Source organism: Chryseobacterium sp. (assembly GCF_008831505.1).
Taxonomy (GTDB): domain Bacteria; phylum Bacteroidota; class Bacteroidia; order Flavobacteriales; family Weeksellaceae; genus Marnyiella.
In genome coordinates this window covers 2441161-2454871 of the sequence record NZ_CP044507.1, presented here as the reverse complement: position 1 = coordinate 2454871, position 13711 = coordinate 2441161, and the positions used below count along the sequence as shown (strand labels likewise).

The following is a 13711-nucleotide window of genomic DNA, read 5'->3' as shown; positions in this document are numbered from 1 at the left end:
TATTAAAATTTATCCATTATCTTAAAGAAGGTAAGCCCATCTGTTGCCTCTGATGTTTGATAGCCGGCAGGAGCCTGCACCTCCGGTCTGTTCAGAAATATAATTCGTGCTGGAAGTTCAACGAGTTCATCCAGCTTAAAGCTGGGATCACTGATGAGCAGTACCTCCGGAACTGTTTCCAGGTTTTCAAAAGAGTCCAGATAGTGTATCCTGCGCTTTTGCAGAAGATAGTTTTGTCTGGCGGTATTGCCTTTTTCGGCATCACGGATGTACGAAATGATTTGCCGCCCGGCTTCCTGAAGTGTCAGGAGCATATCCAGTTGGCCGTAATCTGCAGAAATATGGAGTATGATGTCTTTTGGTCCAATCCGGGAATTCAGTTTAAGGTAAAGACTTTTGTTTCCTTTCCAGTCGGCATGAACATCCTTCACGATTTCCTTCTCCATATAGTGATAGTTCATCAGTATCTTTTTTGCGAAATAATCCTCATCTTCGAGTTCTTTTCTCAGTTCGGAAAACTTCTCACGGAACAGCGCATTTACTTTTTTTGCTCTTTGCTGGTAAGTCTCACCAAAAGACATATCATCCCAGGCAATCCGCTTGCCCGTAACTACGGTAATACTGCCGTCATGAATAAAAAGGTCGCCCTTGGGCATTACTTCGGAAGTACCGTGAATGTAAACGGGCAGAATATCCAGTTTAAGATGTTGCGCCAGATAAAATGCACCCTTGTGAAATCTTTGCACCGAATTAGTGAACGAGCGTTCTCCTTCAGGGAAGATCATCAGTGAATATCCCTGGTCCACCTTCTTTTTCAGGCGGTCCAAATTACCCTCCAGACCTTCGGAAACCGGAAAGAATCCCAGCCGGCGCACCAACCTGCCGAAAATGGGAGAATGGTATACCCAGTCGTTTACGAAAAATATGAGTTTATGGGTGGTCATGGCCATTGCCAGAATATCCAGAGAGGACGTGTGATTGGCGATAACCACGGCAGGTTTTTCAAACTTTTCTCCCGTTTGGTTGATTACTCTTTTCCGGACAAAAGGATTGGTATAAAGAACCATGGTGAGATAAGAAGCTACTATTTTTCTTAATTTTCCTTCATTTCTTCTGCTGAAGAATGGTGCGATAATTCCAAAAACAATTCCGCCAAAAGCATAAACAGTAAGTGAGAAAAGGGAATTAAGTACTACCCTCAATTTTACAGGCATCAAACCTGTTTGCGAACGCCTGCGGATGTATCCGAACATCAGTGGGTACAGGGCAAATGAAATGACCACCACAGCCACCATTCCCACCAGGGCTACTGTAGAAACCGAATACAGCGCAGGGTGTTTCGCGAAAATCAAAGCTCCCACAGCCAGCACGGTGGTGATAAGTGCCAGAATGATGGACACCCTGTAAAGCGGCAGCTGGTCTTTTCCGGTGCTGATCTCTTTCTGAAGCGCCTGGGTCAGGAAAATATTGAAATCGACACCGGCACCGAAGATTAACGTGCATACAATAGTACTGAAAATATTGAGTTCAAGCCCCATAAAGTAAAGGATGCCCGCAGTTACGACACCGGAAAGAACGATTGGGATCACGGCCATGACCGTAAGGTCTGTGTTCCGGAAAAAAATCAGAAATATAAGGATAACGGCGATCAGCGAGTAATTGATCAGATTGTTGAAGTCGTCCTTAAGTAAACCCAGGAAATTTTCATTGATCTGCTGGCGGTCTATGGCAAGGACTTCATTGTGCTTCTCCACATTGCGGATGAATTGCGCGCGCTGTGCTTCATTAATCTTCACAATAGTGGACAGTGTATGCATTCCCGGGCTGGCGCGGTAAAATTCTGAAAACTGCAGGGCTGGCAGGTTAGAGTAATCGTTAAGTGAAATTGGCTGATAATTTCTGTTCAGCATCTCTTCAAATTCAGCGAAGGCCGAGCGATTAAATCCAAGTACAGCACCACCCATCTTCAACTTCGTAATAACGTCTGCTTTTCGGTCAGCGGTCCAGAATTGATTCCACCGGCGGATCCGTTGTTGCTGTTCTTTTTCTGAAAGTACCACTTCACCCACCGACTGAAAACTCAATATGTTTTCCTGCTTCTGCTGATCTTTTAAGAAAGATAACAGCTTTGTATTTTTATCAACAGCATCAGACGGTGAAGTGCCGTAGGAAACCACATGGATGGACTTCTCAGTAAAGTCGGAAAGTTTCTGCAGCTTTCTTTCATTCTGCTTCATTTCCTCGGGTACAAAATTCAGGTCAGAAATGTTTTGGTTGAATTTTATATGGCTGAAGCCAAAAAATGAAATAACAATCAGCAGAGAGCAGATGATGACCAAAGCTCTGTTTTTTTCGTAAGGATATGCTCCGATTTTATCGATGAAAGTTTTCTTTTGAGGCGTTTTCGTTTTACCGGGCCTGTACAGATGCGGAATGAGCACCAAAGTAAAAAGCGCGGAGAAGATGACCGTAATACTGGCAAAAATCCCAAGGTCCCTGAGCGCTTCCGAACGTACAAATGTCAGACACAGAAATGACACTGCTGTTGTAGATGCACTCATCATGATGGGATGAGTGATCTCTTTCAGGACATCCTCTATATTATTGTTGTGCTTGTAATGGGTCAGAATATGGATGGCATAATCAATCGTGATTCCAATCAGTATCGCACTGACACTGAGGGAGATTGCGGATATACTGTCCTTTATTATGTAGATGAAAATCAATCCGGTGACGGCACCGAAAACTGTGGGAATGAAAATGATGATGGGTGCCAGTATATTCCGGAAATAGAAGATAAGCAGCAACAGAAGCACTCCGGTGGAAATCAGTACGGTGGTCTGGATGTCTTTTTTGATCTGTTTGGCATTGGCAGCGGCAATCAGCGGTGCGCCAAAAAAGGAAACTTCGGTTTGTCCCCGGAATTCCCTGTTCAGGCTGTCCTTAACAATATTAAGCTGTTCCGCAAAAATTTCATTGTTTTTAGTTTCTGCACCACCAAATGAAGGCTCAATGAACAGAAGGATGTTTTTACCGTCTTTGGTAACAATATATCCGTCCTGCAGAAGGAAGTCTTTGTTTTTACCCAGCAGATTAAGCTTCTGCAGCCCCAGCGCGGTAATACCCAACGGATCTTTCTTGATGAAATCCCTGGTGACCAATCCTGCCGGAGATGATAGTGCCCGGTAATTGGCCGCAAGCCGTTGATTGATACTGTCGCCGGAAATGCGGTCTGCAATGATCCCGTAGTCATCTTCATCCAATAGCAGCGGAATATTTTGCTGTGCAAAATCAAATGTTTCTGAGATCTGGTCTTCATCCACTTTGCCCTGCACTGATTTAATGTATGGACTCAGGGGCTCCAGCCTCTCAATGAAGGCATCTGCTGTTTCAGTAAGTTTTGCTCCATCGCTCCTGCTGTTTATAAGAACGATTATTTTGTCGCTGAACTCCAGTTGTGACAGTACCTGAGCTGTAATGTCGGATTTGCCGTTCTTAGGCAACATCTGGCTGATGTCTTCTTCAAATTTTATTCTGGAGGCGTAAAATGCACCGGCTGTCAGGAATGCCAGAGCCAGCAATGCCGCAATCAGGCGGAATCTTTCAATCAGATAATATAAAGAAATAAAAATCCTGTGCATAATTAGGTGGCGCAAAATTAATCCTTTAAAATGAACAGGAAACAGATTTATTTGCAGGCAGATCAGGTGACCCTTGTTAAGTAACTTGAAATAACACTTCAGTTCCTGCTTTTTGCATTTCAGCCAGTTGCAGAGAAGTGAAGTTTTGTTTTCAGTGCCTTTATCGTCTGCTGATTTAAGACCTGCAGATGTTGGTGGGATTTTCACATTTAAAAAAAACTCTACTTTTGCAAAAATTTTAGTTGATGCCAAAAAATTTAGTGATTGTGGAATCACCTGCAAAAGCAAAGACCATTCAGAAGTACCTTGGGAAAGATTTTGAGGTGAAATCCAGTTTCGGTCATATCCGCGACCTGCCTAAAAAGGGGATGGGGATTGACCTCACTACGTTTACTCCCGATTACGAAGTTTCGGCAGATAAGAAAAAGATAGTTTCTAAACTCAAAGATGCAGTGAAGAAGGCGGATACCGTATGGCTGGCTTCCGATGAAGACCGTGAAGGTGAGGCCATTGCCTGGCACCTGGCCCAGGAACTGAAATTGAAGGATGACAATACAAAACGTATTGTTTTTCACGAAATTACAAAGAATGCAATCCTGAAAGCCATGGAGAATCCGAGGTCTATTGACCAAAACCTTGTAAACGCCCAGCAGGCGCGAAGGGTTCTGGACCGGATTGTAGGTTTTGAAATGTCTCCGGTACTTTGGAAGAAAGTGAAGACCGGACTTTCAGCCGGTCGTGTACAGTCGGTAGCTGTCCGTTTGGTTGTGGAAAGGGAACTTGAAATCAGGAACTTTGTGCCTAAATCAAGTTTTCGGGTAGAGGGTGCTTTCCTGAACAGTGAAAAGCAACTTATTGCAGCTAAAGTGAAGAAGGATTTTGCAGAAGGGCAGGATGCCGAAAATTTTCTCACCCTTGCAAAAGATACAGAATTCACGGTGCTTAATGTGGAAAAGAAACCGGGCACACGTACGGCCTCAGCACCTTTTACAACATCCACTTTACAGCAGGAAGCCAGTAACCGTCTCGGTTATGGCGTGACCTCTACCATGAGAGTGGCACAGCGACTTTACGAAGAAGGTTTCATCACCTATATGCGTACCGACTCGGTAAGTCTGTCCCAGGAAGCAATCAATGGTGCGAAAGCACAGATTTTATCTGAATATGGTGAAGAATATTCCCAGCCGCGCAATTATACAACCAAATCCGCATCGGCTCAGGAAGCTCACGAAGCCATACGTCCCACAGACTTTTCTGTGAAGTCAGTTGGCGATGCACAGCTTAACAGGCTTTACCAGCTTATATATAAAAGGACGCTGGCCAGCCAGATGGCAAATGCCAAAATTGAGAAGACCGTAATTGAAATTGGAAGTCCAAAATTGCCTCAGCATTTTGAGGCGCAGGGTGAAGTTATCGTTTTTGACGGCTTTCTGAAGGCTTACGGAATTACCAAAACTGATGAAGATGAGGAGGAAAACAATGAAAAAATTCTTCCGAAAGTAAGCGTAGGTGAGGCATTGAGCTATAAAAAGATTGAAGCCACCGAAAAATTCACAAAACCTGCAGCCCGTTATACAGAAGCCGGCCTGGTGAAAAAACTGGAAGAGTTGGGCATAGGCCGACCTTCTACCTACGCACCGACGATACAAACCATACAGAACCGTGCTTATGTAGATAAAAGAGAAATTGAACCTCAGGAAAGGGAGATTATGAAAATGTCTCTAACCAAATCCGGGCTCAAAAAGGAAGTTCTAACAGAGAAGTTCGGCGGTGACAAAAATAAATTCGTACCTACTGATATTGGTGAAGTGGTAAATGATTTCCTGACGCAGAACTTCGCCGAGATCCTGGATTACGGTTTTACCGCCAAGGTGGAGCAGGATTTTGATGATATTGCCAACGGTTCGGAAAAGTGGAAGGAGATACTGCAGGGCTTCTACAGCGATTTCCATCCGCGGATTGAGGATGTGGAGGAAAATGCCGACCGTGCAAACGGAGAACGCATTCTTGGAACAGATCCGAAAAGCGGTAAAAACGTCATTGCCAGAATCGGCAGATTCGGTCCAATGGTGCAGATCGGTGAGCAGGATGATGAGGAAAAACCGGTTTTCGCCAGCCTCATGGCCTCTCAGAATATCGCGACAATTACGCTTGAAGAGGCTCTGGAGCTTTTCAGACTGCCTTTTGACCTTCAGGAATACGAGGGACAACCGGTTTCGGTAGGAGTAGGCCGTTTTGGTCCCTATGTAAAATGGGGTGAGACCTTCATCAGTATTCCGCGTGGCGAAGACCCTCTTTCTGTAACTCAGGAACGTGCTGAGGAAATCATCCGCGAGAAACAGATTGCTGATGCACCTGTGGCTACCTATAAAGGTGAAGGAGTGACAAAAGGAACCGGCAGATTCGGACCTTTCATCAAATATAAATCACTTTTCATCAATGTTCCCAAGCGCTATGACTTTGACAACCTTACACAGGAAGAAATGCATGAGCTTATAGAAGCCAAGCTGGAAAAAGAAGCCAACAGGTACATCCGCCAGTGGGAAGACGAGAAAATTTCGATTGAGAACGGAAGGTGGGGCCCCTTCATCAAATTCGGAAAGAAAATGTTTAAGATTCCGAAGACCAAAAAAGATGAAAAATATACTGCCGAAGAGCTGGCTGGGGTCTCTCTGGATGAGGTGAAAAAGTGGATTACTGCCCAGGACAAGGATGCCTTCAAGGAGAAACCGAAAAAAGCAGCTGTAAAGAAAACTGCTGTCAAAAAACCCGCAGCAAAAAAAACAACCGCCAAAAAGCCCGCTGCAAAAAAGAAATAAAAATGCAGTAGTAAACAGAACGCTTCCAGGATATTATTACGGAAGCGTTTTTTATTGCTGCTTTTACTACTTTTGCAGTGCTTACTGAATACTGACATCCATGAATATTGAAGATATAATCATTCCGGCCGGTAAAATTGAAACCGAAAAATGGCAATTGGGAAATTTGATTTCCGGCGAGATTGCTGAAGGTGGTATCGTCCTTATTTTCTGTTCAGATTACCGTGGTTTAAACGGTGGTGAGGCTGAAATACATGGTTTCAGAAAGGTGAGGCGGGAACTTTATAACCTTTCCCGTCTGGATTTTGAAATTCCCGTATGTGATCTGGGCGATTTAATCTCCGGGAAATCTCATGAGGATACCCACTATATTTTGCAGGAGCTGCTTTCAATCTGTCACGATAAGAAGGCGGTTCCCGTAGTGATTGGCGGCAGCTGTGATTTTTCATTTGCGCTGTTTTCCGCACTCAGTCATTACCACCGGGAAATAAGTTATACCAACATTTCGGCTATGATTTCTCTGGATGATCAGGGCGAAGGATTAAACGTAAAAAATTATCTGGCCAGGATTCTGGGTTCCAAAAACTTCCCGTTGCGGGATTATCATCACATGGCTTACCAAAAGCATCTCAATGAGCTGGATTCCGTAAAACTGATGAAGGAAGTTGAGTTTGACGTAATCCGTCTGGCTGAGATGATGGGATCTACAGAAAACACTGAACCTTATTTCAGGAGGGCAGATCTGGTAACTGTAAACTGTGACTCCGTGGAAGGTCCTGCCGGAGGTTTCTCAGTGAATCCCCAGGTGAACGGGCTGAACCGCCGTGAGGTTTGTGCCTATATGAAGGAGGTAGGCCTCAGTGAGAATCTGAAGTCGGTGGGTATATTCAATTTTAATCCGCATTCCGACTCTTTGCTTAATCAGCAGTTGCTGGCCCAGATGGTTTGGCATCTCATAGAAGGTATTAATATTCAGAGGTCGCATCCTAAGGAGCGGCGCATGGAAACCTTTTATGTACCTATGGACGATGTTCATTTTGCTTTTAAGCGGGACAGCTTTTCAGGATTGTGGTATTTTGGAGATGATGAAGATGTAGAAAAGCTAATTCCCTGCTCGCCGGCAGAGTATGCCCAGGCTAAAAGAGGAACACTGCCCGCGCGGCTCATGCGTGACCGCCGTTAGGCACTGCATCAGTCCCGGTATCTTTTCAGCTCGTATCCCAACTATTGAATAATTGTGGAAAATTTCAAAAAAAGTGCGCTGGTAGCGACTAAATTAATATTTAATTGTTTATATTTAACTAAATATTATGAATTTCGGTAATGCAAAAATGTTTTATATTTGCAAAAATTAAATACTAAAAATAACCATAATCTATATTCTCCTATGAATAAAAAATTATTACTTAGCTTGTTTGCAGTTATTCTTACAGTAGCAAGTGTAAAGGCGCAACGGCACGAATTAGGTGTGCGTTTGGGAACAAGCAATTTGGTAGGAGACATAGGAAGAACAGGTTATGTTTTACAGAAGCCATTTGGAGATACCTCCACCTATGGTTTTCCGGCATACGGCGGTATTATCTACCGTATGAATTTCAATCCGTATCAAACCCTCCGTTTTGATCTTGGTTACAGCCATATCCAGTTTGGTGATGCCTGGGCCAAAGAAGAATACCGCAGAAACCGTAAGCTGTGGGGAACCAACACACTGCTGGAAGCCGATGCGATTTTTGAATACAATCTTTTCCCTGTGAATAACGAACAGGAACGCGGTATGCTGAGTCCTTATATTTTTGCCGGAATAGGTGCCATGATGCATGATGTGACCCAGGCTACGCTGAACCATGACTACCGCCGCGATGTTGACGGTGTGGCGCAGGCACCGGTAAATGAAATTGACTTCAATACCACTGCCGAATATTACAGTGGCCGCAAAGTAACAGGTTACCTGCCTTTCGGTATCGGTTTAAAATATAAATTCAACTATAATTGGGCTATTTCGGGTGAACTTATGTTCAGGCCCACACTTACAGACCAGCTGGATTATAGTACAATCAGCGCGAAAGACCTGAAATCCACTTATAACACCGATATCCTGGCTCCTAATACCAATACGTCACTTTTACAGACGGATATCTATTATGCGGTATCCAAGGAAAGGGAAAGGGAGTTTTTGAAAAACAGAGAAGTGGGAGATCCAAACGGGAATGACTGGATAAACAGTGTAACCCTGGGAATCACCTATTCCTTCGGAAGACCTCCTTGTTATTGCGATTAATAAAATGCTGTCAGTAAAAGATCAAATCAATCCCGAGCATCTTCCCCGTCATGTGGCCATTATTATGGATGGAAACGGCAGGTGGGCAAAATCCCGGGGAAAGGAACGCACATACGGACACAAAAGTGCTTTAACGGCGGTAAGAGATGCCATTAATGCCTGTAATGAGATTCATATTCCCTATCTCACTCTATACACTTTTTCTTCAGAGAACTGGAACCGGCCTAATGACGAAGTAAACAGCCTCATGGATTTGCTGGCGGAAACGCTTTTGCTGGAAGCTGAGGAAATTTTTACGAAAGGTTTGCGTTTACACATCATTGGCGATATCGAAAAGCTGCCGGATTTGGTGCGTGATCAGTTGCAGAATGTAATGGATCTTACAAAAGACAACAAACGCGGAAACCTGATCCTGGCATTAAGTTACGGCTCCCAGAAAGAAATCCTTAATGCTGTTAAGCAGATCAGCAGTAAAGTTAAGGCAGGTGAGATCAGTGAAGATGATATAGACGAAAAACTTTTTGAAGATCATCTTTACACAAAAGACTTCCCCCCTGTCGATCTGATGATCCGCACCAGCGGTGAAGTGAGAATAAGTAATTTTCTACTGTGGCAGATGGCTTATGCAGAGATGCAGTTTTTGGATATGCTGTGGCCGGACTTTAACCGTGAAACCTTTTTCAACTGTATCCTGGACTACCAGATGAAGGAAAGGAGATATGGCAAGACCAGTGAACAGTTGGAGCACGAATAATTAATTAAAAGTTATTAAATATATAATGAAGTTTAGATTCATCCCTATTATTATGTTTGTTGCCTCGGCGCATTTCTATGGGCAGGTAACTCCGCAAGGGGATCCGCAGGACAATAACCCGGTTTATGCTGAAAGCCAGACAGGGTCCTACAAATTGCAGGATATTGTGGTCGATGGGGTAAAAAGATATTCTCCGGCACAGATTTTACGTTTTACCGGCCTGTCCAAAGGTGAAATTGTGGATATACCCGGTCAGAAAATAAGTAATGCTATCCGCAAACTCTGGGAAACCAACTCTTTCTCCGAAGTTGAAGTTTACATCGAAAGCCAGCAGGGCGAAAGTGTGGTGCTCCGTTTCTATCTTCAGGACCTGAAGGAACTGGGTGAGGTTACTTTTACCGGAAAGGGAATCGGAAAAGCCAAAAACGAAAAACTGGCTAAAGACAACAATCTTAAGCCCGGAACCAAAATAACCCAGAACCTAGTTTCTACCATTAAGAGCAATGTTCCGAACGAATACATAAAAAAGGGTTTTGCTGATGCCAGGGTGACCATCAAGGATAAAGTGAATGCGTCCGATCCTAACCTTGTAGACTGGACCATTGAAGTGGAGAAAGGCAAACGGGTGAAGATAGACCGTATTGATTTTGAAGGAAACGAGAATGTTTCGGATTCCAGACTCAGAAAAAAAGGCTTTAAAGATACCAAGCAGAAGAGATTTGGTATCGGTGCCATTCTAAAGCCGTCTAAATTCATAGAAGAAAAGTATGAGGCAGACAAGCAGAACCTTGTGAACTATTACAATTCCCTGGGTTACCGTGATGCACGGATACTTTCTGACTCTGTGACAAGGAATGAAAAGAATAACTTCGAGATCAACGTAAAGTTGAACGAAGGCAAAAAATACTATATCGGCGATATTTCTTTTGTAGGAAATACGGCCTTTTCCACGGATTATCTCCAGCGTGTGCTGGGTTATAAGAGTGGCGATATTTACGATGCGGTAGGATTTAACAAGAAAGTTGGTGAAGATGGCGGTAAGGAAGATGATTCCGATATCAAGTCCCTGTATATGAACAACGGATACCTTTTTTCTAATGTAACACCAGTAGAAAAATCGGTTAACGGCGATTCCATCAATCTGGAAGTCCGCATCAGTGAAGGCGAAAAAGCGACCTGGAACAGGGTGACGTGGAGCGGTAATACCACTACTCATGACCACGTGGTACTTCGTTCGCTTAGGACAAGACCGGGCAACCTATTCGCCAAAAGTGATATAAAGAGAACCTATTTCGACCTTGCGTCTATGTCCTTTTTTGATCCTCAGCAGATTGGTCAGGACATCAAGCCTAACCCTCAGGACAACACGGTAGATGTTCACTGGTCACTTGTTGAAAAAGGATCTTCTCAGGTCCAGCTTCAGGCAGGTTATGGTGGCGACAGTTTTATTGGGACACTTGGTCTTACGTTTAACAACTTCTCACTACGGAATTTTCTGAAGTTCAAGGATTTTAAACCTGTACCTCAGGGCGACGGTCAAACGCTGTCCATTCAGGCACAAGCGGGATATTATTTCCAGAACTATGGTATTTCATTCACCGAGCCATGGCTGTTCGGAACCAAGCCGACAGCACTTTCCATTGGAGTAAACCAGTCGCTTGTAAACTACGAGGATCAGTTCGGAATGGATCAGAAGCTGAATATTTTTTCGGCAAATGCCGGTCTGAACCGTCTCTTACGCTGGCCGGACGATTACTTCTCCCTGTACACAGGTTTGCAGTTCCAGCGGTACAATTTTAACAATTATCCGTTCCAGTTTGGTGAAACTACGGAGTATAACGGAAATGCCAATAACTTCAGCATTAATGTAGGTTTAAGCCGTAATTCTGCAGGTATTGACCCGATTTTCCCAACCTCAGGCTCCAATGTGGAAACTTCGGTGAAGTTCACGCCACCTTATTCGCTTTTCAGTAATAAAGACTACTCTTCAATGGCTCCTGCAGAAAAGTATAACCTGATGGAGTTCTACAAAGTAAAGGTGAAGAGTGATTTCTATAATGAGATCGCTGGTAAACTTGTACTTAGAAGTACTGCCGAAATGGGCTTTATGGATGGCTACAACAGTGAACTGGGTGCACCGCCGTTCGAGAGATTCTATGTGGGTGGAACCGGGCTTTTCGGCGGAAGGTTTGACGGCCGTGAGCTTGTACCGCTGCGTGGTTATGAAAATGCGACCACAAACGGAGGTACACGTGATGATGTAACTCAGTTGGGTGGAGGTACTATTTACAACCGTTTTTCGTTAGAGTTAAGATATCCGATCTCAATGAACCAAACTGCAAAGATTTACGCGCTTACTTTTATGGAAGGAGGTAATGTTTGGAACGATTGGGGCAAGTTTAATCCCTTCCAGCTGAAACGTTCAGCAGGTGTAGGGGTTAGAGTATACATGGGTGCCTTCGGTCTGATAGGTTTTGATTTTGCCTACGGATTCGATAAGCCGCTATATAACAGTGAACCGTCGGGCTGGAAAACACACTTCCTGATGAATCAATCCTTATAAAAAAAACAATGAATAAGAGAATCCTCCTGTTTGTCGCATTTCTTTTTATTACATTTTCTGCAAATGCGCAGAAGATTGGAGTCGTGGACACCGATTATATCCTGCAGCGCCTCCCTCAGTATAAAGAAGCCGAAGGCCGGCTGAACGCTCAGGTGGACACGTGGCAGAAGGAAATTCAGAACCTTCAGTCGGAATATGAGAGAAAGAAGGCCGCATTCGACAGTGAGAAAGTTCTGCTTATTGGCGAACAGTTGAAGCAGCGGGAAAGGGAAGTGACTGACCTTGATAAAAATATTAAAACTACCTTAAGTCTGCGTTTTGGAACTAACGGCGAAATTGCCAAGTTAAGGGCCAATCTTACACAGCCTTTCCAGGACCAGATCTGGGAAGCGATAAGAACAGTATCCGAGAAAAACGGTCTTGGGATCGTACTGGACAAGAGTAACAACATCAGTGTTATTTTCCTTCAGAAAAGGTATGACTACACGGATAAAGTACTGGACCTGCTAACAAAAAATACAGGCGGTAAAGCATCGGGTGCAAAATAGATTTAACTTCGCCCGCATTAAACAATCAAAAAAAAGAACCTAAATTATTAATCAAAATTATGAGAAAATTAAGTGTATTATTTGCTGCAGTAACGATGTTCATGACTGTTGGAATGGCAAAAGCGCAGAAGATGGCATCCCTGGATTACGAGCAGGTACTGTCTCTTATGCCTGAAACGAAAAAAGTTTCAACAGATCTCGAGAACTTCAGCAAATCAAAAGAAGCAGAACTCAAAAAAATGGGAGATACCTGGCAGGCAGATGTTCAGAAATATCAGGCTGAAGGAGCTAAGCTAACGGAAGCACAGAGAACAGCTAAGGAAGCCGAACTCCAGAAAACACAGCAGAACCTTCAGCAGATGGCAGTAACTGCACAGCAGGATCTTAACAAAAGAAGAGAATCATCTCTGAAGCCGATCATTGACAAGCTTAATGCAGCAATTGCAAAAGCTGCAAAAGCGAACGGATGGGATTTTGTTATTGACGCAAGCGCTTTAATCTACAAAGGTGGACCAGACGCAACTGCCGCAGTTAAGAAAGAGCTCGGACTTTAATTTAACAAACATTTATACAGCTTAACCACCTTGCATAGAGGTGGTTTTTTTATTTTTGCGCCATGAATAAAGAAATCTCGACACTGGTAAAAGTGCGTTTCAGTGATTGCGATCCGATAGGACACCTTAATAATGTGAAGTATCTGGAATATATGATGAATGCCCGTGAAGACCATGTAGAGTCCTATTATGGTTTTACATATGAAGAATATTCGCGTAAAACCGGCTGCACCTGGATCACGGTGCAAAATGAAATTGCCTATCTTCGTGAAGTCCGTTTCAATTCCAAAGTACAGATCAGCAGCAAAACGATTGAGGTGCGCGACCGTATTTCCAAAGTTGAAATTCTGATGAAGAGCGAAGATGGTAAGACAATAAATGCGGTGCTTTGGATCACGGTAATCTATTTTAACATGAAAACCAGAAAATCTGAAATCCATCCGCCAGAAACCCGCGGAATGTTTGAAGAGTTCTTGACTGAAGTCCCGGAGAAAACGTTCGCCGAGCGCGTGGCATTTTTCAGAAAACAAAATAAATCAGCTTAATTACACATT

9 protein-coding genes are annotated in these 13711 nt (G+C 43.7%); 8 read left to right on the top strand and 1 reads right to left on the bottom strand.

Going from position 1 to position 13711, the window contains the following annotated elements; genetic code table 11:
- Positions 1–2: 2 nt before the first annotated feature.
- The gene (locus F7R58_RS11470) at positions 3–3641 is read right to left on the bottom strand and encodes an MMPL family transporter (RefSeq protein ID WP_158065047.1); all 3639 of its coding nucleotides are present in this window, start codon (positions 3639–3641) and stop codon (positions 3–5) included.
- Positions 3642–3886: 245 nt separating this feature from the next.
- Here F7R58_RS11470 and topA point away from each other — a divergent pair, with 245 nt between their 5' ends.
- The 8 genes from topA to F7R58_RS11430 all read left to right on the top strand — a co-directional run bounded on the left by topA (position 3887) and on the right by F7R58_RS11430 (position 13702).
- Positions 3887–6460, top strand: coding sequence for a type I DNA topoisomerase (gene topA, locus F7R58_RS11465; protein ID WP_158065046.1), 2574 nt, complete (start codon positions 3887–3889; stop codon positions 6458–6460).
- 100 nt (positions 6461–6560) lie between these two features.
- Positions 6561–7643, top strand: a complete 1083-nt coding sequence (locus tag F7R58_RS11460; protein WP_158065045.1) for a formimidoylglutamase — start codon at positions 6561–6563, stop codon at positions 7641–7643.
- Positions 7644–7847: 204 nt separating this feature from the next.
- Entirely contained in the window at positions 7848–8738 is an 891-nt protein-coding gene (locus tag F7R58_RS11455) for a DUF6089 family protein (protein WP_158065044.1), read from the top strand.
- A gap of 4 nt (positions 8739–8742) precedes the next feature.
- Complete coding sequence (gene uppS / locus F7R58_RS11450) at positions 8743–9492, top strand: polyprenyl diphosphate synthase (RefSeq protein WP_158065043.1); 750 nt, start codon at positions 8743–8745, stop codon at positions 9490–9492.
- A gap of 25 nt (positions 9493–9517) precedes the next feature.
- Positions 9518–12055: an outer membrane protein assembly factor BamA gene (gene bamA, locus F7R58_RS11445; RefSeq protein WP_158065042.1), complete on the top strand. Its 2538-nt coding sequence runs from the start codon at positions 9518–9520 to the stop codon at positions 12053–12055.
- A gap of 8 nt (positions 12056–12063) precedes the next feature.
- The gene (locus F7R58_RS11440) at positions 12064–12603 is read left to right on the top strand and encodes an OmpH family outer membrane protein (RefSeq protein ID WP_158065041.1); all 540 of its coding nucleotides are present in this window, start codon (positions 12064–12066) and stop codon (positions 12601–12603) included.
- A gap of 59 nt (positions 12604–12662) precedes the next feature.
- The gene (locus F7R58_RS11435; protein ID WP_158065040.1) at positions 12663–13157 is read left to right on the top strand and encodes an OmpH family outer membrane protein; all 495 of its coding nucleotides are present in this window, start codon (positions 12663–12665) and stop codon (positions 13155–13157) included.
- A gap of 62 nt (positions 13158–13219) precedes the next feature.
- Complete coding sequence (locus F7R58_RS11430) at positions 13220–13702, top strand: acyl-CoA thioesterase (RefSeq protein ID WP_158065039.1); 483 nt, start codon at positions 13220–13222, stop codon at positions 13700–13702.
- Positions 13703–13711 lie beyond the last annotated feature (9 nt).